Raw genomic sequence first — 21,791 nt, 5'->3', positions numbered from 1 at the left:
GCGAACCGGAGTTTGACGCAGAAGTAATTTTGCGCACAACACCAGTTGCCTTTCAGACGTAGGCAGTTCACTATAGGCGCCTTAGCGCAATCGCGATAGGAAACCGCCGCTACGCGGCAAAATTCAGGAAGAAGATATGGCAACCGGTACGGTCAAGTGGTTCAACGATGCAAAGGGTTTTGGTTTCATCACGCCTGATGGCGGTGGCGAGGACCTGTTTGCACATTTCTCGGAAATCCGCGCTGACGGCTTCAAGAGCCTGGCGGAAGGCCAGAAAGTGAGCTACGAAGAAAAGATGGGCCCGAAGGGCAAGCAAGCTTCGAACATCAAGCCTGTGTAAGGCGAACGCGCCGCAGCAGCTTTCGGGTTTGCTGCGGCGCGTCATATTTGACCTTCTGTTTAGGCACGGCGACGCGCATCGGTTTTGCGCTGCTCGGCTGCTGCTATCTAATACCGCTTAGTCTACCTGGGGCTTGATGCGCTCGTGCTTCGGCGCAGCATGTTAAAGCCGAAGATCGCGTGGGCACGATATGTTGTGCCGATGCTTTTGTACATGAGTCGTTTAGGCGCGTCGATCTAACTCGTCTTCCAACACCGTCCTTCCCGTTTTTCCCGGTTCGCGTCCATTCGGCCTCTGGTCTTCTTTGGAGCGTCAGCAAAGAGAGCCTTTTCTCAAAGCGCGTCTGTGTAAGTTGCGCGGCTTTCGATCGTTGCCTTCCCCATGACTTTCGTCTTGCTTCACCAGGCGAGGTGTCCCTGCCGCACTGCAGCGCCGCTACAGGCCGCTTTCACCTAACGCACTACGCATGCAACCGCCGCGTGACGAAAAGCCGTCCCAAGTTTATAAGCTGCCTGGCGTCAAGCACTGGTCCATGCTGCTTGCGAACTGAAAACCTCACCTCGTGTTCGGACGCTTTCCGGCTGCGTTATCAATCCGGCGAGCAGGGATATTCAAAAGCGCATCTTCGGTTCCGCATCTGATCGACTCGCTTCAGACCCTTCTTGCAGTGATATTTTAGGCAGGCGCCAGGACGCATACGACGCCCCAGGCGCAGCAATAAGCCGGCTCACCTGCTGCCTTAAAGCAACTTCCCTCTCACCTCTCTTGGCATCTCTCAATCAAAGATTCGATTTCCTAAACATAAGCAACAATGCCAATGAAAATATAAGACCAATCTCGTTGAAGCTTAGATAAGGATACCGGATCATTCAAACACGCTTTGTAGAGAGCGACTCGGATGACTTTAGTCGCACTGACTCTGTCGTCTGATGAAGCTGACTGTCTGGACTGACGCGCACCTTTTCGGCGCCAATCCAGGCTCGACGCTTCACATACTTAGCGGCGATTTAACTTTAAAACAAACATTCGCAAATCTAACTGTCTGGAATCTCGTATGAAGACTTTTGCTATTTCGACCCTCGTTGCTGGCTTGCTTGGCTTGACTGCCGCCAGTGCATTCGCCTCGGACGGAACCATCACGTTCAACGGCGCATTGACTGCCTCGACTTGTACCATCAACGGCAACGACACGTCGTCTAAAGATTTCACCGTCAACTTGCCTAACGTTATGACCAGCCAACTCACGGCTTCAGGCCAGACAGCCGGCACGACGTCCTACCACATAGCACTGACGGCCTGCTCGCCGGTTACCGCCAGCAGCAAGGCGGCGGTGTTCTATGAAGCGGGCTCAACCGTCGACCCGAGCGATGGTCGTCTGATGGTCGCAAGCGGCGGCGCCGGAAACGTCAAGCTGCAACTGTTGAACTCCGACTCCTCGCCTATCAAGGCAGGTTTTTCGCGCGATTTGCAGAACTCCATCGCGGCCAACATCTCCTCAGGCTCGGCTTTGCTGAACTATCAAGTCCAGTACTACGCAACCGGCGCAACGTCCGCTGGCGCGGCAAACTCGTCAGTCGTGTATAGCATCGACTACCAATAAGCCGAGCTTGTGGCAGCGGTTGAGTTCGCATAAGTAAGAGGTCATGCGAGGGTGAGCGCGAGCCCACCCTCGCGTTGGGTCAAAGCATTTGGTTGAGATTTTAGTTCCCATGAGACTGGCAAGCAGGCTACTCACAATCACAGCGCTGTGCATTGGGCATCTCACGGCGGCGCCACAAGCGTACGCCTCCGTGGTGATTGCCGGCACGCGCGTCGTCTATAACCAGAGCGATTCCGAAGTCACCGTGAAGCTCACGAACAATGGAAAGCTCCCGGGGCTGACCAAGGTGTGGCTCGATAAGGGCGACCCGGACGCCAAGCCGGACAGCATCGACGTCCCGTTCACGATCACACCTCCCATCATGCGCATCGATCCGGGCAAGTCTCAGACGTTGCGCATCATGTCGACCGGCGAGGCGCTGCCTGCCGACAAGGAATCAATTCTCTACCTGAACGTGCTGGAAGTCCCGCCAAAGCCATCCGGCGATGACGCTTCCGCCAACCAGCTGCAATTGGCGTTCCGTACACGCATCAAGTTCTTCTTCCGGCCGACTGGACTGAAAGGACAAGCATCGGACGCGCCCGGCGCTGTCGTGTGGCACATCAAGCGTGATGGCTCGACGAATGCGATCGAAGCGTCCAATAGCTCTCAGTATCACGTTTCTTTCGACCGCATCGAACTTACGGGGGACGGGCATACCGCGGCATTCGATCAAGGTGGAATGGTCGGGCCGGGAGAATCAAAATCGTTTCCGCTCAAGGGTGAAGTGCCTTCATCGGGCGGAAAGGTCAAATACACGGCCATTAACGACTACGGCGGCCCCCAGTCTGGCGAAGCGAGTCTGGCTCCCTGACTAAGAGACAACCCCGGTTCGACCGCGTGGCCAACTAACCACGAGTTTGCAAACGCGCCGGATTTCCTCCAAAAGACGCGCAGGCTGGCATGCACGCCTTTAATGGCTGCATGGCTATGCACGCCCGTAATTTTCGTATGCGTCAGGGAACATGAAATACCGCAGCATTAAGTTGGCAGGCACGCACCTGAAACCGGTAAGTATTCTGGTCATTCAAGCTATCGCGGCAGTGGGTACCAGTTGCCGTGCCTGGGCGGATGCACCGCAACACTTTGCCGCCGTCGAGTTTAACGAGCAATTCCTCGATTCCAGCGATTCCGAGAAGTTAGATGTATCTCGATTCAATAAAGGCCAAGAAGTGCTTCCGGGCACGTATCGGTCCGACATTTATGTCAACGACGCTTGGAAAGGAAAGCTGAATATCGAGGTGCGAGAGTTGGGAGGGGACTCCCACGAGGTCGTTCCTTGCATGAATGCCGATCTGCTCGAACGGCTTGGCGTCGACCCGAGAAAGCTCTCGGCGGAGTCGACCGCCAAACTCGAGACAGCAGATAAGGGCTGCCTGACTCTATCAGACTTGATTCCGAACGCGGTCGCGTCGTTTGATGGTGGCGAGCAACGGTTGGACGTCTCAATCCCCCAGATCGTGATGAATAGCCGTGCCCGAGGCTATGTCGATCCGAAGTACTGGGAGGACGGCGTGCCTGCGGCCATGCTGCAATACAACGCCAATGCATATCACAGTTCGTCGCCGCAATTCAATAACGACTCTCAGTATCTCGGATTGATCGGCGGGATCAACGCGGGTGCCTGGCGCTTTCGCTATCAGGGCAACCTGACGAACACCAGTAACGGTGGTTCGCACTTCCAAAGCGTGCAGACCTATGTTCAGCGCGGGTTCAAGGGAATCAAGAGCCAGTTGACCGCCGGTGACACTTTCACCGACGGCGCGCTATTCGACAGTTATGGCGTTCGAGGCGTCACACTGGGCACCGATGACCGGATGTATCCGGAATCGCAGCGTGGCTATGCGCCGGTCATCCACGGCATTGCGAATAGCAACGCCAAGGTTCAGATCCGGCAGAACGGCAACATCATCTACGAAACGACCGTCTCCCCCGGTGCCTTCGAGATTGACGACCTGTATCCGACTGGCTACGGCGGCAATCTCGATGTCATCGTCACGGAAGCAGACGGGTCTCAGCATATCTCCACTGTGCCGTACGCCGCAGCCGTCAATGCGCTGCGTCCGGGAGTGACGCGCTATAGCGCGACGATAGGTGAGTATCGTGATGCCACGCTCAACATCCATCCCTTCGTCTCGCAGTTCACGATACAGCACGGCATAAGCAACCTGCTGACGCTCTACGGCGGGATCACCGCTGCGGATCTGTATTTCGCGGGCATGGTGGGCACGGCGCTAAACACGAGCGTTGGTGCATTCGGCGTGGACGTAACCAGCGCGACCGCGAGTTTCAAGCGACTCGGCACGCGTAACGGGGCGAGCGTACGCCTGAGTTACTCGCAGCTAATTGCACCAACCGACACGAATATCGCGATCGCGGCGTACCGCTATTCCACGAGCGGTTTCTTCAGCTTGCCTGATGCCATGACCATGCGTCAATTGAACGACGACGGTCAGCTAGCGGCTATGTCGGCGCTACAGAAATCGCGTGTTCAGTTCGTGCTGAATCAGAGCATCGGATCGAGTGGCCGTTTTGGGTCAGTGTATGCAATGGGTTCGGTCACTTCTTACTGGAATCGCTCCGGCCACGACACGCAGTATCAAATTGGCTATAACAACAGTTGGAAGCGTCTGACCTATGGCGCGTCGCTTGTGCGCCAGTATCAGGTCGATGCGGACCGCTGGGACAACCGGATCATGCTGAATCTTACGGTTCCGCTGGGTTTGGGTTCGCACGCGCCGCAATCGTCAACATACTTCCAGCATGACACGAGCGACAGCAGTTCAAGTATTCAACAGTCGATCACCGGCACCTTGGGTGAGGACAACGCCATCACGTATGGCCTGAATGGAAACTTTAACGACGGCGGCCACGCACGCAGTTCGTTCAATGCAGGCGCCAATGTGGGCTATATGTCGCCATTCGCGCTCCTGACGGCCAACGCCAGCACGGGACGTCAATACTCTCAGGTGGGCGCGAGCGTTTCAGGCGGTGTGGTGGCCTGGGGCGATGGCGTGGCGTTCACGCCGAACATGGGCGAAACGGTTGCCGTGGTGGAAGCCAAGGATGCGGCTGGAGCGAAGCTTGCGAACGGCTCGGGCCTTCGCGTGGATCCTTGGGGCCACGCAGTGGTGTCGGGCATACAGCCGTATTCGAATAACGACGTTGAGATCGATCCCAAGGGCTTGCCTTTGAATATCGAGCTGAAATCAACCGTTCAGCGAACAGCGCCGACGGCAGGCGCAGTCGTGAAGCTCAAGTTCGAAACCGAGGACAAGGGCAAGTCCGCAGTAATGCGTGTCTTGCAGGCCAACGGCAAGCCGCTTCCGTTTGGCGCCACAGTTTCGGACGACGCACAGAACACCGTCGGTACCGTTGCTCAGGGCAGCCGCATTATCGCGGTGGGACTGAAGCTCGATAGCGGCAAATTGAATGTCAAGTGGGGCGACGCATCTGATCAAACCTGCTCCGTGCCTTATCAGTTGCCAGAAAAGACAAACTCGGTGACGCCGATCTTGCTAAAGATCGCGGACGGCGTATGCCAGTAATGCAAGGCACGAGCTAACCATTTTGGAGTTATACATGAATCACGTTAAGAGGATAGTGCTGACATTCGCGCGGCTCGCGGTGTGCTCGGTGTTAGCTGTCACTATGCTCCCTAACAATGCTAAAGCCGATGTCTCATGCCGCTCGAACTATACGAGTTTTACTATCACGATGCCGGGCACGGTTGCGGTTCCTCGCGACCTGGCCAATGGTTCCATGCTGACATCCTGGTCAATGATGCCGAACACGACCAACATGTACACATGTACATCGACTAACCTTACTTATTCAGGAATAGACTTCGAACTCGCAGGCATGAGCTCGACCATGACGAGCTATACGGCCTCGTATAACGGCACCGCTTTCCCTGTCTATCAGACGACCCTTCCTGGCGTGGGAATCGCGATGGGAGGCAATCTGAATGCTCACGGACGCACGGCCGGTCCTGTCGGCTTTAACGGCATGGGCTTTCACTGGAACAGTAACGGCACTAATGACAATGGGGGTCAACTGATCGTTGCCTTGGTGAAGATCGGTGATATTACTCCCGGCACGCTTTCAGGTTTGATTGCGCAAGGCTTTTCATGGGAAGGCGCTGTTAGCCCACCCGCCGGAGATAATCCTGCGTCAGGAGTTATAAGCTTCAACATTTCGCCTGTCGTCGTAACCGTGTTGACTTGTCAGACACCAGACAAGACGATCCCCATGGGCATACACGGCCCAAGTGACTTACCTACTGTTGGGTCGACGTCGAGCAATCCGGCATCGTTTACGCTCGACTTGAATAACTGCCCCGGTGGTGCGCCCGTAGCAGGCCTTTCGGTTGGGCAAATTAACAGCATTCAATACCGAATCGATCCATCGAATGGAGTAGTGGCCGGCTTTACCAACGTCGCGGCGTTGAGCGGAAGCCCATCTGCCGGCGGCGTCGGAATCCAGCTTTATGACAGCACCGGTGCAGTCTTTCCGCTTAGCGTGTACAAAACTTTAAGCAACTTCAATAGCGCCACAGGTGGTAGCTACAACATTCCGCTCACGGCACGCTACTACAGAACAGGAACCCTTACTCCGGGACCGGCGAACTCGACCATGACAATGACTGTGCTGTACCAATAGAAGCGTAAAAAAACGTGTTTGTACCATTCAAGTTTATAAACATTTCCGGGAAGCAAGATGAACAAACTTAAGCTCATTCTAGTAGTCTCAGCATTGGCCGCCGCGAAGTCGGTGTTTGCAGTAGACGCGACGCTCAACTTCACAGGCACAATCATTCTGCCGACCTGCACGGTCGATTCGAGTAGTGCGAACCAGACAATCTCGCTCGACACGGCGAAGACGACCGATTTCGCGGCTGTGGGGTCCACTCAAAATCCTCGGCCGTTCAACGTGAAGTTGGCCGCTTGTGCTACGAACACCAACGTGACAATGACCGTGAATGGTACGAATGACACGTTGACCAGCGTGTTGAAAAACACCGGTTCAGCGGCGCAGGTGGGCGTGCAGTTGCTAAAGGCATCGAATGTTGGCGACACGACTGGATCGCCTATTACGCTTGGAAGCGCTGAATCGCTCGGTGCTGTGGATCAGACGAATGAGATGACCATCCCGATGGTTGCGCAGTTCTACCGACTTGGAGCAATGACGGGTGGTACGGTGACAGCAGTAGCTACAGTCAATTTCGCTTATAATTAACTGGTCTAAGGTTCGTTTTCCGAACTAACAATATGTGAGCCAATTTTAAGGATTCAGCGCGCTCTAAACGCTCCCAGATTGACTGGTCGACTAGTCACCGCGCTATCCGTCAAACATCCGCGTGTCGTTGCATCGATATCCATACGTAACGACCTTGGAAAACCCATTCTCGTCAACAGGTTCGAGAATTTTTATCAACGCTTTTACTTTAAATAGGTTCAAAAATGAGTATGCAGAAAATCACGCGAAGCGCACTCGCACAAGTCGATATCGCGGGCGCCGGTTCGACGTCATCTTCCTCATATACGAGCGTTACAATCAACATCAACCGAGCCGATACAACTGGTGGCCTCAAGTCCGGAATCGCGATATCTGTTCAGTAAGATAATTAGCTAGCGACTATGATTCGCGGAGCCATCACCGATGGCTCCGCGTTTTCTTAAAGCAGGGCTGCGACCTCTACGCCATGTCTGTCGCATCGGCGAACTTGCGCAGGAATGTACCCAAAGAATATGCCATTCGACATGAACATTATTCGTTGATTGCCACCGCTGCCCTAATTGTGCGAGCGATAGGCGGGCCGCTACAAATGGCCCCTCATCGTTCTGAAGGACGACCGCTTTCTATTTTCCCAGAACCCACGCGTTGGCGTCAGACGTCCATACCATCTGACGATCCGCCAATGTCCCGCGGCTCGCGCCCAATAAACGCCGCACCTCGGTTCCTCCTGGCCTCCAGCGCATCGGCGATAAACTCTGCCAGCCTTCCGACATCTCTCCATCGCGAAGCCCTTCGCGCCGCATCCATATCTTCGCGCCGAATGATCGCCCTAAGCGTCTCCACCGCGAGTGAACGCAGCCATATGCGCAAGCCTTCATCGCCGAGCTTGGCAAACTCCTTATGCACATCGGGCAAGGCGATTTTCGGCGAGCGCGCACGCAAAGTCGGAACCGCATCCGCATCCGCAGCCGCAGCATAGGCAGGAACCGCAGACGCAACCTCGGCTGCAACCTGAATCGGACTTGGAACCGCCGCAGGAACCTGCACTGCAGTCGGAGCCGCAGCCGCCTCCACCTCCTGCCCTACCGAAACCAACACCGCCCCTAGTCTCACCGCAAACCCAGGATAAACCGCCTCCTCCTCCACCACCCGAGCAAGCCGCATCAACAACTTCCTCAATGGCATCGTGCTTCGCATAGCGCCCATATCTCCAAGGTAAGCTCGTGCAAAGCCTCATAGGCTTCGATGCCATACTTGCTTTTCAGCGTGCGCAGCCCCGCGTCCGCATCACCGCCTCGCGCGACGTCTACCGCCAGCGGAATTCTGCTCTTGAAAAAGCGCGACTGCGGCACGCCCTCTTCCGAGAACTTGCCCAGTCGTCCATGGAACAAGTCCTCCATCACGCGCGCGTGCAGGTTGTTCCTCTGCACCTTGGTCGCGACGATCCCAAGCGGCTCGAGCACGCGCCCAAAGCGCGCACCAAAGCTCCGTACGTTTTGCACGATCTGGTAAATGCCCCAAGTCGAAACGATGTCCGGTATCGTCGGAATCACATAGCCCGTGGAAATGCGCAAGCCGTTCTTCGTGACGGAACCAAGACTCGGCGGACAATCGATAATCACATACTCGTAACGCTCAAGCACCGGCTCCAGCGCCTGACGCAAGACATCGAGCGGACTAATCAGAAAACCGGGGTTGTGCGAGATCATCGCAATGCGCTCTTCGAAGTCGATCAACCGGATGCTCGAAGGCAAGAGATCGAGCCGCGCAATGCCGCCATCGACCGTGGAAACGCCGCGCACGATCGCCTTCTCTATATCGAACTTCGGCTTCCGATGCAGGTTGATCTTGTCCTCGAACAACTGCGCGATGGTTTGCCCTTCGCGATCGAGTTCGTCCCAACGCTTTTCGGAGATGAGATTGATGGTTGCGTTCGTCTGCGGATCGAGGTCGATCAGCAACACGCGCTTGCGCAACTCGTGCGCAAGCATTTCGGCGACGGCCACCGCCGTCGTGGTCTTTCCCACGCCGCCCTTGAGATTGATAAAGTTCAATACATGCGGCAAGTTACTTCTGTACATCGACATCTCGCTCCAGCACTAGCTTCGTTCGGGAGAGAGATGTATGGATTGCTATGAAACGCCCGGCGCGCTTATCCCGTAATTAAGCCAGACGCCGATGCGCCACTTACCGCATCATCGGTCCTCGCGTTCGAGGGAGCCAGCAACTCGCCAAACGCATCCGCCGAAAGCGGTCGCGCCAGCAAGAAGCCTTGCATTTCATCGCACATCAAGTCTTGCAGGCGATTCAATTGCGATCCCGTCTCGACGCCTTCCGCGACCACATCCATGTCCAGCGAATGCGCGAGTGCAATGATCGCCGATACGATCGCGCGCCCTTCGTGGCCGTTCTCGTCCAGCCCGTTGGTAAAAAACCGGTCGATCTTCAATTGCTTCGCGCGAAACCGCTGCAGATACGCGAGACTCGAATAACCCGTGCCGAAATCGTCGATGGCGATTTCGAAGCCATTGTCCTGAAACGCGCGAATCATCTCGATGGTGCGCGGCGCGTCCTGCATGGCGACGGTCTCGGTGATCTCGAACATGATCTGGTCGCTCGGCACGCTCTCTTCACGCACGATTCGCATCACGTTCGCCACGAGGTCCACTTCGTTCATCTGACGCGGCGACAAGTTGATGGCCACCTTCACCGCCGGCCGGCCCTCGGCACGCCAGCGCGCGATATGTCGGCAAGTCTCGCGCACGACCCAGTAGCCGATCTGCACGATCTGCCCCGAGCGCTCCGCAATCGGAATGAATTCGAGCGGCGTCAGTACGCCGATCACGGGATGATCCAGCCGGATGAGCGCTTCCGCGCCCGCCAGCGTACCGTTGGCGCCGCGAAACTTCGGCTGGAACAGCAAATAAAAGTGTCCCGCGTTCAATGCCTCGTGCAACGCCTGCTGAATCTGCAAGGTCCGCACGGCGGCTTCGTTCATGCTCGCCTCGAAGAAGCGATAGGTGCTGCGCCCGCCGCGCTTCGCTTCGTACATGGCGATATCCGCGTGCTTGAGCAAGGCATCGACCGTGTCGCCGTCCTGCGGATAAAGCGCAATGCCGATGCTCGGCATTACCTGCAAGGTATGTTTCGCGACCATCAGCCCCTGACGCATGGATTCGAGTACGCGCTCGGCCATCTTTTCGGCATCGGCGGGCTCGGGAAGGTTTTCCAGCATCACGACGAATTCGTCGCCGCCGATGCGCGCCACCGTATCGCCACCACGCACGCATTGTTGCAGACGCCGGCCGAACGCCTTCAGCACTTCATCGCCGATGGAGTGGCCGAGCGAATCGTTGATCGTCTTGAAGCCGTCTAGGTCCATGAAGAGAATGGCGAAGCCGTTGCCGCCCGACTGCGCGCTCTTGATTGCGCGCTCGATGCGCTCGGTGATCGTGCTGCGATTCGGCAAATCGGTCAGCGTGTCGAAGGTCGCCATGCGCACGATCTGTCCGTTCAGCCGCGAGACGGAGCCGGCGAGGAACGCGGTGCGCGCATCGAGGCGCGACAGCACCAGCGTGATGATCAGAATGGTGAGCGTAAAGAGCACGACGGTAGTCGCGAGCCAGTGTGTATCGACATCGTTGGCCGCGCCGCAGATCGAACCCGGCGCGAACTCGGCCGCCGCATTGCCGGTGTAATGCATGCCCGTGATGGCGATACCCATCACCAGCGCCGCCGCCGCGCGCTTGGTCAGCACGTGCGACTTGTTCGCGTCAGACAAGGTCCGCGCAATCCACAACGCCGCGCCCGAAGCCACGATGGCGATCACGATCGACGCCGCGAACAGCGTCGGGTCGTAGACGATCGCGGGCAGCATGCGCATGGCGGCATCGCCCGTATAGTGCATGGCCGCGATGCCCGCGCCCATCATCACGCTGCTGACCACGAGCCGTCGCGCCGTGAGCTTTGCGCCGGTGATCACGTAGAGCGCGAAGAAAGACGTCAGGACGGCGATGACCAGCGATCCCGTGGTGATCCAGAAGTCGTAGCCGAGCGGAATCGGCAACTGGAACGCCAGCACGCCGATGAAATGCATCGACCAGATGCCGAGGCCCATGGACGCCGCGCCGCCTGCGAGCCAGACGTGGCGCAGGCGCGACTGCCCAAGCATGGCGAGGCGGCCCGAAATGTCGAGCGCGGTGAAGGAGGCAAGCGTCGCGACGATCAAGGATGCCGCGACCAGCCATAAGTTATAGGTGCCGTGCATGTCCGGGCCGATGTCGAAGACTCAATAGTGTGAGCGTCTTATCGGCGCGGTATCGCGCTTCTTTAGTGTGCGGCTGCAATTAGTTCCGCACGCAACTTTTGTCCAGGTAAGAAGCGCTTCAAAGTTGCGAATCGAGAAGCGCGGCCACGCGTTCGAGCACGCGTTCACGCAAGGACCGATGTTGCCAGTCTTTCAGCGTGATGCGTTTGGCTCGGGTCACGTCGTCGTCGAAGATAGCGGTCTGCTGGGCCGCGAAGTCGCGGTCGTAGATGTTGAGATTGGCTTCGTCGTTGAGCTTGAAAGACCGGCTGTCGAAGTTGGTCGACCCGACCGACACGAGATATTCGTCGACCACGATCAGCTTGCAGTGGAACATGGTCGGCTGATATTCGTACATCTCCACGCCCGCCGCGAGCAGGTCGCCCCAGCAGGCGCGCGAGGCTTCGCGCACCGTGTGTGTATCGATCCGCTTGCCCGGCGTGATGATACGCACGCGCACGCCGCGCTTCGCCGCTTCCACGATGGCGTTGATCGTCAGCTTGTCCGGCACGAAATACGCGCTCGACAGATGGATCGACGTCGTGGCGGCGGTGATCGCCATGAGATACATGAGTTGCATGTCGTCGCTGCCGCCCGAGGGCGATGAGCTGAACATGTGCGCGAGGCCGTCGCCCGCGGGCGCGATCTCGGGAAAGTAGTCGCCGCCGTGCAGCACGTTGCCCGTGGCCTTGACCCAATTGTCCATGAAGACCGCCTGCATCTGTCCCACCGCCGGGCCGGTTATCCTGAAGTGCGTGTCGCGCCAATGCTTCTCGTCCTGAGCGTGTCCGGTCCATTCCTCGGCAATGCCGACGCCGCCCGTGTAGCCCGTATGACCGTCGATCACGAGCAACTTGCGGTGCGTACGGTCGTTCATGCGGCCAAGACCGGTCCAGTGCGGCTTGTGATACTGAATGACCTCCGCGCCCGCGTCCTTGAGCATCTGCAAGTAGCGCTTGTCCATCTTCGAGGAGCCGACCCAGTCGAGCAGCACGTGTACCGCGACGCCGGAGCGCGCTTTCTCGGCGAGCGCGGCGGCCACCTCTTCGCCTATCTTGCCCGACCAGTAGATGAACGTTTCGAAGGTAATGGTTTTCTTCGCCCCGCGAATGCCCGCGAGCATAGACGGGAAAATCTGATCGCCGTTGACGAGCATCTCGAAGCAGTTGCCATCCACGACGGGCGGGCCGAGCAACAGTCCCATCGAGCGGAGAAATTGCGGATCGTCGCTCGCGTAGAGCCGTTCGATCTTGTGTTCGATCTTCTTTTCGCCGCTCGTCAGATTCGCGATCAGCAGCACGATGACCACGGTCACGACGACGGTCAGGACAATCACAGCAATCAGGGCAAGCGCCGGCATGCGGGGGTCTCGGTGAAGGAACTGGCGTCCGGGACCCACAGTGTATTGGGTTTTTGTTCAACCGCTAAATGCCGTCCAGCCTGCTTCCCGGCTCACCTTGGCGATTTCCTTGGCGATGGCGTCGCCCAGGCGCTTTTCATCGGACGATACATCCGCGTGCTTCGTCTCCGATACCGCGTGCATGCCGCCCGATACCGCGAGCGAACTCGCCACATGGCCCGCCGCCGCGCCGACGCCCGCCATTTCCGCGACGCCCGGTGCGTGGCCGCTGTCGCCCTTGGCATCGAACTGTTCGATGACTTGCGGCGCGCCGTGCGCCGGCTTGAAGACGAGTTGCACGTTCGCGCCCACCTGGCTTTCGCCCGCGCCGAGTCCGATCAGGACGCGCCGGCGGCGATTGCCCGCATCGATCGTGCTGAAGTTGCCGACCACGGCGAGCACGTTTTGATCGTCCGGCGACGCGACGTCTGCGCGAATGGCGCGCAGACCCTGCGCTTGCAGCTTCGCGACGATTTCGTTGGCCACTTCCTCACGCGCGGCCGTGGCCTCCTGCGCTTGCTGTGCGGCGGAAGTATCGCCCGAGAACGCGCTGGAAAGCTTCGACGCGAGACCATGTTGATCGAGCTTGACGTGGGACGCGTCGCTATCGAATGCGTAGACGTAGATCACGTCGGGGCCTGCGACGGTCTGCGCGTTTGCGTTCGTACAACCGGCCATGAGCGCCGCTCCGGCAAACAGGCTTGCCACCGTCACGCGGCGAGCCAGCTTCAGCAGCGAGTGAAGCGAAGGGGTCTTGATCGAGTCGAACATGATGTGCACCTTTTATGCCGGCCGCGCCGGAAAGCAAAAATTCGGGGATATCGGACCGTATAACCGCGATCCTGGCTGTGCGTGATACGGCGCTTGGGTTCACTCGTTACCGCGATGTCTGCGTCACGCTGGTCGCCACTATGGACGATGCCCGCCGCGTGCGCCATCGAGCATTGATGTCGCGAGGTTTCACGTCTTTCGCGGCCTTCGCGGCCCGCGCCGGCGCACCGCTTGTGCAGAGGTGCACCACTTCTGGTTACCATGACCGCCAGGCGTCGCGCGAGGTGGCGCGTCGCATCCACGAATCGTTTTCAAGGAGCGCATATGGACCTCAAGATCGCCGGCAAGCTGGCATTCGTATCCGGATCGACCAAGGGCATCGGGCACGCCATCGCGGTGGGACTCGCGCGCGAAGGCGTGCGGGTGATCCTCAACGGCCGCTCGCAGGCTTCCGTCGATGCCGCCCTCGCCAAGCTCAAGGAGCAGGCGCCGGGCGCACAGGCCGAGGGTTTCGCGGGCGACGTATCGGATGCCGCTCAGGTCGCGGAACTCGTGAAGCGCTTCCCGAGTGTCGATATTCTCGTGAACAACATGGGCATCTTCGATCCCAAACCCTTCGAAGAAATTTCCGATGAAGAATGGCTGCGCTTCTTCAACGCCAACGTGATGTCGGGCGTGCGGCTTTCGCGCGCCTATCTGCCGAAGATGAAGGAGAAAAACTGGGGCCGCGTGGTGTTCATCAGCAGCGAAAGCGGTATTCAGATTCCCGTCGAGATGATTCACTACGGGTTGACCAAGACCGCGCAACTGGCGCTGTCACGCGGTCTCGCCGAGACGTGTTCGGGCACGAACGTGACGGTCAATTCGGTCTTGCCCGGTCCGACGAGTTCGGAAGGCGTCACGGAATTCGCGGAGAAGCTCTCGGGCGGCAAGAGCCTGAAGGACTTCGAAAAGCAGTTCTTCGAGGAAGCCCGGCCGACCTCGATTCTCAAGCGCTTCATCACGCCCGAGGAGATTGCGAACACGGTCGTGTATGTGTGCTCGGAACTGTCTTCGGCGACCAACGGAGCGGCGGTTCGCGCGGATGGCGGCGTCGTGAAGTCGGCGTTTTAGCGCGACGCGTTCACTTCGGCGGCCTTTTCGAGCGCACTGACGATAGCCGCGACGGTTTTCTCGCGCGCGGCTTCGTCGTTCTGCCGCAGCGCATACGAAGGGTGATACGTGGCGACGATGAACTTGTCGCCATACGGCACCACACGGCCGATATGCGCCTGCAAGGTCGCCCGCTTGCCGAGCAAGGCAGTCAGCGCCGTGGCCCCGAGCGTGACGATCACGCGCGCGCCGGTCTCCTGAAGCTCCTTGTCGAGCCAGTACGAACACGCTTCGATTTCCTGCTGCCCGGGCGTCTTGTGCAAGCGCCGCTTGCCGCGCGGCTCCCATTTGAAATGCTTGACCGCATTCGTGAGATAGACCTGCTCGCGCGGAAGCTGCGCGCGGCGCATGGCGTCGTCGAGTAACTGCCCTGCCGGGCCGACGAATGGTTCGCCCTTCAAATCTTCCTGATCGCCCGGTTGCTCGCCGAGCAGCATGATGCGCGCGTCGGCCGGGCCGCTGCCGGGTACGGCTTGCGTCGCGTGCTTCCACAGCGAACAGCGGCGGCATTCATCGAGCGATGTAGGCGCGTCGCGTTCGGGTTGCGCGGCGTCGGCTTCGACCTGCACCGCCTTGCCGCCGAGTGCGCCGACGCTGCGCGCCTGGCCGACACGCCGCGCGCCGCCGCGCGCATCGCTCACGAGCTTGGGAATGAGCGCGCCTTCGGGCAAACCTTTCCAGAACCGCACCGGCATATGCTGTTCGAGCGCGTTCTCGTTCAGCCGCGCCGGGTTGAAGATGCTGCGGTAGTAGGTCATCCAGAGCGCCTCGGCGGCGTCGGCGGCGTCGTTCGCGTGATCGGCGGCGAGCGCGCGGCGGCGCTCGAGTTGCAGGCGCTCGCCGTTGAAGAGCGCGGCGCCGTCGGGCGTGGTGATGAGCCATGACGAGCGTCCCATGCGCGCCGCGAAGTGTTCGGCGGCCCAAGCGAGCACGTCGTGATCCGGCTCGTACCATGCGACGTACTCAGGTGCGCCGAGCGCCTCGTCGCGCTGCCGGAAACGCACGTAGGCGATCATGTCGTGCTGCGCGCGCCGCACGGCCTTGGCCATCCTATAAAGCCGCGCGCCGTCTTCATCCGCGGGCGATGCCACCGAACGGTCGCCATGCGACCAGCGCCATAGCACGAGATAGAGGAAGCTCCAGCGGCGTTCGTCGCGAAAGCAGGCTGCGTCTTTCAGCAACGCCGCCAGTTCCTTCGAAACGCGGATCTGTGCGGGCTTCACCTCGGAGGCGGCGGCGTCTTCAACGACGTCGCCGAACAGCGCAGGCGCTTGCGCCGCGCCTTCGGCCGTGCGCCATTCGATCGATTCGGGCGCGCGCTCTTTTGCCAGCGCGATGAGCGCCGCGCTCCGCCAGGAGTCGAAGTCGTCGTCTATCTCGATGACGTGCATGATCCGCTCAGATGAGCGACAACTGCACGGGCTCGGTCGCGAGCGAACGCCGCAACTGCTCCGTCGACGCCTCGCGCAACGGCGGCCGATAATCGTCCGTCACGATGAACGGTTTCACCTTGTCCATTGCGCAACGCAGCCGCGCGACATCGTGATACCGCACGCGCCGCGAACGGCGCAACTCGACGATACGCTTGGCATTACGCATGCCGATGCCCGGCACTCGCGAGATCATGCGCACGGGCGCGGCGTTCAGATCCACCGGAAAGCGTTCGCGATGGGACAGCGCCCAGGCGAGCTTAGGATCGATATCGAGCGAGAGGTTACCGGCCGTTCCGAGCAATTCCTGCGCTTCGAAGCCGTAGCCGCGCATCAGAAAATCCGCCTGATACAGTCGATGCTCGCGCAACAATGGCGGCGCCTGCGACGGCACACCCGACGGGCTGTCGGGGATAGGGCTGAAGGCCGAGTAATAGACGCGCTTGAGCTGATAAGAACCGTACAGCGTTTCCGCCGTGCCGAGGATGGTGCGGTCATCGGTCTCGTCCGCGCCAACGATCATCTGCGTGCTTTGCCCGGCGGGCGCGAAACGCGGCGCGCGCGGCTCCGCTTCCGACTCTTCGCGCGCCACGCGGATGTTGCCCATCGCGAGTTTGATGGTGCGGCCGCTCTTCTCCGGCGCAAGACGTTCGAGGCTGATTTCGGTCGGCAGCTCGATGTTGACGCTCAAGCGGTCCGCATAACGCCCCGCCAGTTCGATGAGTTCCGGGTCGGCATCCGGTATGGTCTTCAGATGGATATAGCCGCGAAAGCGATGCTTTTCACGCAGCGATCGTGCTACTTGCACGAGCTGATCCATCGTGTAGTTCGACGAACGGATCACGCCTGAACTGAGAAACAAGCCGTCGATGTAATTGCGGCGATAAAAGTCCAGCGTGAGCTTGACGACTTCGTCCGGCGTGAAGCGGGCGCGCGGCACGTTACTCGACCGGCGGTTGATGCAGTAGCGGCAATCGTAGAGACAAAAGTTGGTCAACAAAATCTTGAGCAGCGACACACAGCGGCCGTCCGGCGTGAAGCTATGGCAAATGCCTGAGCCCGTGCTCGCGCCAAGCCCGTCGATGCCGCGCGATTCCCGTTTCGGCGCGCCGCCGCTGGCGCACGACGCGTCGTACTTGGCGGCGTCAGCAAGAATTTCGAGCTTTTCGGACAGATCCATCTTGGCTTTTATACTGTATATACGTACAGTATTCTATGTGTGTGGGTAGCGGAAAGCAATCGACCGTTTTGGCGGCTTACTTGAGAGGATCATGGCCCCAGTTCATCAGCGAATAGCGCCAGTGCGAGTGCTCGACGTCATTCGGTCGTTGCGCGAGGTGTCGCTTGATATAGCCGACCACTTTGCGCATATGCGCGTAGTCGTCATCGCTCAGGTCGGCCTTCTTCTTGCCGAGTGTGTCGATAATGTGCCGCCCCGACTTGTGTCCCACGGACTCGCTGTTGCCGTCTTTCTGGCCAACTTCGCGGGATTGATCCGTCGCGAGCCACTTTTCTATCTGGTGCGGCGTCATGTTCACGAGGTCCTTGAAAGCCCCGTAGATTTGGGCTTCATCTTCGTCCGCAGGGTGTCCATGCTGCGCGTGTCGAGTGGTCATGAGCGTTCATCCGTTAAGTTTCTCGTCACGAAAGAGCAAGCCATGCACCCGGCAAGACGCCGCAAGCGTGCTAGCCTTTGTCCACTCACCTACGGAGAAATCAATGCGCTTTGATTACCGGTCCTTTCACATCGACTGCACCGCGCCACACGACGAAGACGGGAACTACCAGGCTCACGCGCGAATTACGCGCGCCTCGGAGGACGACACCGCGCATGTGGAAGTTTTCGATTCAGGCGATCTCGACTCCTTCCAGAGCCAGGCGGATGCGCTGCATTGCGCGCGCTCGTGGGCTATTGAGTGGTGTGACGAAGTGCTTGCCTAACCGCTAACCCGGTGTTCTTTCTTTTAGACGTCGACGGCTGAAAGCTGCTCGCTCGCAACGCGGCACGCCGATTGCGGTATGTAAGCAGCGACGTCGCTCCGGACACGAGGCGGCGCGCATCGAAATTCCACTCGGGAGGACATCATGAAGATTGCACAAAAAAGCTTGCTGGTATCGGCGCTGGTTCTGAGCTTGTCGGGCGCGGCATTCGCGCAGGGCGCGGGCGGCGGAGCAGGCGGCGGTGGCGGCACGGCAGGCGGTAACGGCGCGGGTCAAGGTGGCACGGGCATGAGCACACCGAACGCAAACGGCACGACGGGTTCGACCTCGGGCGCCACCGGTGGCGACACTTCCGGTTCGAACAGCAGCGGCTCGCACAAGATGGGCAAGATGAAAAAGGGCAGCTCGGGCATGTCGAACAACGGCATGTCGAACAACAGCACTGGCGGCCAGTCCAATTAAGTCGTCAACAGTTGAAAGCGCCCGGGCCTTGGTCCGGGCGCTTTCGTTTGTTCTTCAGCGAATCGATGAATCAGCGCACGTTGGTCGTAAGCGAAAACGATGCCGTGATCGACTCACCCGCTTGCAGCACGCCTCCTCCCTTCAGCGCCGGCTCGACATTCAAATTGACCCAGTCCGCGACATTGCTCACCGGCTCCACGCAAAGCAGTGAAGGAAACACGGCCGGCGCGTAGATCACCATGAAGTCCAGCGGTGCATCGGCGTGCAGCGTGACCGAGCGGCCTTCGTTCGGCCAGTCGATTGTCGCCGTGTGCTTCCAACCCGTGAAGTGGTTATCCAGATCGAAGCCGTTTGCAGACATACCTTGCGTCGAAGTCAGTGCATCGACGCTAGCATGCGGACCGGCGTGCAGCGGCAGCGGATCGGGACTTGCATGCCACATCGAGTCGACATTTGCGTGAACGAAAGTCGCTTCGGTGCGCGGAAAGTACGGGTGATGTCCCATGCCGAAGGGCATCGCTCTTGGCGAGAGATTGCGCATCTTGATCGTCACATTGAGCGCATGTGCGTCGAGCGTGATGCGCTGTTCGGCTTCGTAAGCGAACGGCCAGTGATGCGCGGCTTCTTGCGAAGGCTCGTGCCGCAAACTCAACGTCGCCTGCGCCTCCGATAACGCGCTCACTTGCCACGGCAGCCGCCACGCATTGCCATGCAGCGCGTGCGCAAAACCGTTGCCGTCGCCGGACAGATCGATCTCCACGCCATCGAAGGCAAAGCGCGCATCGCGAATGCGGTTGCAATACGGCAGCAACGGAAAACTGCCCATGCCGAGCGGATTCCTTCCAGCGAGCGCATCCGGCGTAGCGGGCCGCAGCCAGTGAACGACGCCGTCATCGCGCGTTTCGAAGAACGCAGCTATCGCGCCGCCGATATGCGGAGCGAGTACAACACGCCGCGCGCCATGACGCAGTTCGACGAGCGCTTCACTTCCGCGGGCGTTGGAGTCTAGAGCGGCGTTCAATATGCAAACTGCCGGTAGCTTTCGTCGAAGGTGCGCGCCGTGCTTTCGACTTGCGGGTTGTAACGCAGCAAACGCTTTGCGCGAGCGGGCAAGCTGGCGAAGACATCGCGCGGCACATCGATCCGCACTTCAGGCCGGAAATACCACGCCCGGCTGTAGCCGACCACGACCATAGGCCGGGGCGCACCGGAAAGATTCGGTGTGCCGCGATGCAAGCCGCGTACATCGCGAATCATCACGTCGCCAATTCGCATTGGCACGCGTTCGGCGGGGAAGCGGCCATCGGCGAGACCGGCGAGCGCTTCTTCGCGCGACATGCGATGCGTGCCGCGCGTGGTTTCGAGCGGACCGTTGCTGTCGTCGACATCGACGAGCGGGAAGTTCACCGCTAGCTGGAACGAAGGCGTTTCCGGCGCGTCGTCGAAGAGCGCGGGCGTATCGCGATGCCAGTCCTGAAAGTCAGAACCGCGCACGGGCGTATCAGTTGCGAGCTGGCACATGACCGGATCGGCGCCGGCTACGCGCTCGACGATGGCCACGATGTCCTCATCGCAAAAAATCGATGGATCGGCAAATGCGCCTTCGAAAGGCAAGGTCACGTAATAGCGGCCTGGCCCGCGATTGCCGTCCGCTGCTTCTCTATGCGGCGCGAGCAAAGGCATGAACGCATCGCGCCAGGCTTCGATGGTTGCGCGTGGAAAGTGTTCCCGCAACAAAACGAAGCCATCGCGCTCGAAGTCCTGCGCGAGCGCATCTCTTGCGCTCTCGTCGTATCGGCCCATGCGTGTCGTCTCCTTGTTATGTTTGCCGAAGTGAAGCCAAGAATGGCATGGGCGTAATCCGTCCGTCAATATTATTAGTAATTTTCCACGCAAAACCAGTGAAAACCCCGAGCGGCATTTCGCGGAATCATCATTAATATTAGCGGCACGCTCACGGATGAATCGCCGCCGTTACGACGGCGCGCCAGATGAAGAAAACCACCCAACGCCGCCCGACGATGACAGACATCGCGAAACTCACCGGAGTCTCGCAATCGACGGTATCGCTCGTGCTGAACAACGCGTCCGGCGCGAAGTTTTCCGACGCCACGCGCGACAAGGTGCTGCGCGCCGCGCACGAACTCGGCTATCGCATGACGCAGCGCGAGCCGCTTTCGTTCGCGCCGCTGGATACGGCGGAGCGCAATCTGATCGTCTATCTGGCCGATGAAATCTCGACCAGTCCGCATCCGGTGGTGAGCATCGACGGCGCGCGCGATGCCGCCTTCGCCCACGGCCGCATGCTCGCGGTTTATTCGACGCACGGCAACGCGGAAATCGAGGCGCGCGTGCTCGACGCGACGCTCGGCAATCCGGACGTGCTCGGCGTGATCTACGCGACGGTCTACACGCGCCGCGTCACGGTGCCCGCCGCGCTCGAACAGGTGCCGACCGTGCTGCTCAACTGCTATGCGAGCGAAGCGAACGTGTCTTCGGTCGTGCCGGCGGAGGTCGCGGGCGGTCACACGGCGACGGATCATTTGCTGGCGGCGGGGCATCGGCGAATTGGTTATATCAACGGCGAACCGTGGCAAGACGCGGCGCGCGACCGGCTCAAGGGTTATCGCACGGCATTGGCGACGGCGGACCTGCCGTTTGCGCCGGAACTGGTCCGCGAAGGCGACTGGGGACCGGCCACTGGATTCGAGCAGACGCTTTCATTGATGCGCGAGGCGAATCCGCCGACGGCCATCTTCTGCGCCAACGACCTGATGGCGCTCGGTGCAATCGAAGCGCTCAAGCAACTCGGACTGCGCGTGCCCGACGATGTCTCCGTGCTCGGCTACGACGATCAGGAGATCGCGCGCCATACGCATCCGCCGCTGTCGAGCGTGGTCTTGCCCAACTACGACCTGGGTCGCTGGGCCGTGGAAACGCTACTGCAGGAAGAACACAATCGCGCGGCCGGCGCACCGGTGCGACGCCGCACCGTGAAGCTGGACGGCCCGCTCATCGAACGCGGTTCCGTCAGGGAAATTACCGAAGCAAAGCAACTCGCAATTAATAATATTAGCGATGACGAGTCATAAACCGACTACGCTCTCGCCGGA

The 21,791-nt window shown here is 59.5% G+C and carries 20 protein-coding genes; 10 read left to right on the top strand and 10 right to left on the bottom strand.

What is annotated here, in order from left to right:
- Positions 1-136 precede the first annotated feature (136 nt).
- The 6 genes from P9250_RS06740 (at position 137) to P9250_RS06715 (ending at position 7,217) form a co-directional block, all read left to right on the top strand.
- On the top strand, positions 137-340 hold the full coding sequence (locus tag P9250_RS06740; protein WP_244830836.1) for a cold-shock protein: 204 nt from the start codon (positions 137-139) through the stop codon (positions 338-340).
- 1,054 nt (positions 341-1,394) lie between these two features.
- Positions 1,395-1,940 carry a fimbrial protein gene (locus P9250_RS06735; RefSeq protein WP_250469320.1) on the top strand — a complete coding sequence of 182 codons (546 nt, stop codon included), beginning with the start codon at positions 1,395-1,397 and terminating at the stop codon, positions 1,938-1,940.
- Positions 1,941-2,049: 109 nt separating this feature from the next.
- A complete protein-coding gene (locus P9250_RS06730; RefSeq protein WP_250469318.1) occupies positions 2,050-2,793 on the top strand; it encodes a fimbria/pilus periplasmic chaperone in 744 nt (247 codons plus the stop codon).
- A gap of 151 nt (positions 2,794-2,944) precedes the next feature.
- On the top strand, positions 2,945-5,527 hold the full coding sequence (locus tag P9250_RS06725; protein WP_310391911.1) for a fimbria/pilus outer membrane usher protein: 2,583 nt from the start codon (positions 2,945-2,947) through the stop codon (positions 5,525-5,527).
- A gap of 34 nt (positions 5,528-5,561) precedes the next feature.
- A complete protein-coding gene (locus P9250_RS06720; protein ID WP_250527648.1) occupies positions 5,562-6,641 on the top strand; it encodes a fimbrial protein in 1,080 nt (359 codons plus the stop codon).
- A 57-nt stretch (positions 6,642-6,698) separates the two neighbouring features.
- A complete protein-coding gene (locus tag P9250_RS06715; RefSeq protein WP_250527647.1) occupies positions 6,699-7,217 on the top strand; it encodes a fimbrial protein in 519 nt (172 codons plus the stop codon).
- A gap of 651 nt (positions 7,218-7,868) precedes the next feature.
- Here P9250_RS06715 and P9250_RS06710 read toward each other — a convergent pair.
- From P9250_RS06710 to P9250_RS06690, 5 genes are all read right to left on the bottom strand, one after another.
- The gene (locus P9250_RS06710; RefSeq protein ID WP_310391907.1) at positions 7,869-8,414 is read right to left on the bottom strand and encodes a hypothetical protein; all 546 of its coding nucleotides are present in this window, start codon (positions 8,412-8,414) and stop codon (positions 7,869-7,871) included.
- Complete coding sequence (locus P9250_RS06705) at positions 8,393-9,298, bottom strand: AAA family ATPase (protein ID WP_310391905.1); 906 nt, start codon at positions 9,296-9,298, stop codon at positions 8,393-8,395. Before P9250_RS06705 ends, P9250_RS06710 begins: the two co-directional genes overlap by 22 nt.
- A 71-nt stretch (positions 9,299-9,369) precedes the next feature.
- Positions 9,370-11,484, bottom strand: coding sequence for an EAL domain-containing protein (locus tag P9250_RS06700; protein ID WP_310391903.1), 2,115 nt, complete (start codon positions 11,482-11,484; stop codon positions 9,370-9,372).
- A gap of 118 nt (positions 11,485-11,602) precedes the next feature.
- The gene (gene cls, locus P9250_RS06695; protein WP_250494542.1) at positions 11,603-12,883 is read right to left on the bottom strand and encodes a cardiolipin synthase; all 1,281 of its coding nucleotides are present in this window, start codon (positions 12,881-12,883) and stop codon (positions 11,603-11,605) included.
- Positions 12,884-12,940: 57 nt separating this feature from the next.
- Entirely contained in the window at positions 12,941-13,693 is a 753-nt protein-coding gene (locus P9250_RS06690; protein ID WP_310391900.1) for a DUF4410 domain-containing protein, read from the bottom strand.
- Positions 13,694-14,017: 324 nt separating this feature from the next.
- On the opposite strand from P9250_RS06690, the gene P9250_RS06685 reads away from it, so the two are divergent.
- Complete coding sequence (locus tag P9250_RS06685; RefSeq protein ID WP_250494540.1) at positions 14,018-14,806, top strand: SDR family NAD(P)-dependent oxidoreductase; 789 nt, start codon at positions 14,018-14,020, stop codon at positions 14,804-14,806.
- Here the strand turns inward: P9250_RS06685 and P9250_RS06680 are convergent.
- The 3 genes from P9250_RS06680 to P9250_RS06670 form a co-directional block, all read right to left on the bottom strand.
- Positions 14,803-16,236 (bottom strand): UdgX family uracil-DNA binding protein, encoded by a 1,434-nt coding sequence (locus tag P9250_RS06680; RefSeq protein WP_310391898.1) that lies wholly within the window; start codon positions 16,234-16,236, stop codon positions 14,803-14,805. The two genes, P9250_RS06685 and P9250_RS06680, sit on opposite strands and share 4 nt — an antisense overlap.
- Positions 16,237-16,243: 7 nt before the next feature.
- Positions 16,244-17,455 carry a putative DNA modification/repair radical SAM protein gene (locus P9250_RS06675; protein ID WP_244830846.1) on the bottom strand — a complete coding sequence of 404 codons (1,212 nt, stop codon included), beginning with the start codon at positions 17,453-17,455 and terminating at the stop codon, positions 16,244-16,246.
- Between the two features lie 76 nt (positions 17,456-17,531).
- Positions 17,532-17,891 carry a DUF3140 domain-containing protein gene (locus P9250_RS06670; protein ID WP_310391896.1) on the bottom strand — a complete coding sequence of 120 codons (360 nt, stop codon included), beginning with the start codon at positions 17,889-17,891 and terminating at the stop codon, positions 17,532-17,534.
- A gap of 103 nt (positions 17,892-17,994) precedes the next feature.
- Between P9250_RS06670 and P9250_RS06665 the strand changes: the two genes are divergently transcribed.
- Together P9250_RS06665 and P9250_RS06660 are read left to right on the top strand one after the other, a co-directional pair.
- The gene (locus P9250_RS06665) at positions 17,995-18,216 is read left to right on the top strand and encodes a hypothetical protein (RefSeq protein ID WP_244830848.1); all 222 of its coding nucleotides are present in this window, start codon (positions 17,995-17,997) and stop codon (positions 18,214-18,216) included.
- Between the two features lie 144 nt (positions 18,217-18,360).
- A complete protein-coding gene (locus tag P9250_RS06660; RefSeq protein ID WP_244830849.1) occupies positions 18,361-18,678 on the top strand; it encodes a hypothetical protein in 318 nt (105 codons plus the stop codon).
- Between the two features lie 70 nt (positions 18,679-18,748).
- Here the strand turns inward: P9250_RS06660 and P9250_RS06655 are convergent, their stop codons facing one another.
- Both P9250_RS06655 and P9250_RS06650 read right to left on the bottom strand, forming a co-directional pair.
- A complete protein-coding gene (locus P9250_RS06655) occupies positions 18,749-19,699 on the bottom strand; it encodes an aldose 1-epimerase (RefSeq protein WP_250511015.1) in 951 nt (316 codons plus the stop codon).
- Entirely contained in the window at positions 19,696-20,481 is a 786-nt protein-coding gene (locus P9250_RS06650) for a phytanoyl-CoA dioxygenase family protein (protein ID WP_309847018.1), read from the bottom strand. The genes P9250_RS06655 and P9250_RS06650 overlap by 4 nt, the downstream gene beginning before the upstream one ends.
- Before the next feature lie 188 nt (positions 20,482-20,669).
- On the opposite strand from P9250_RS06650, the gene P9250_RS06645 reads away from it, so the two are divergent.
- A complete protein-coding gene (locus P9250_RS06645; protein ID WP_244830852.1) occupies positions 20,670-21,770 on the top strand; it encodes a LacI family DNA-binding transcriptional regulator in 1,101 nt (366 codons plus the stop codon).
- Positions 21,771-21,791: the final 21 nt, after the last annotated feature.

This window comes from Caballeronia sp. LP006, assembly GCF_031450995.1.
Taxonomy (GTDB): domain Bacteria; phylum Pseudomonadota; class Gammaproteobacteria; order Burkholderiales; family Burkholderiaceae; genus Caballeronia.
This window is presented reverse-complemented; position numbering and strand designations above follow the sequence as displayed.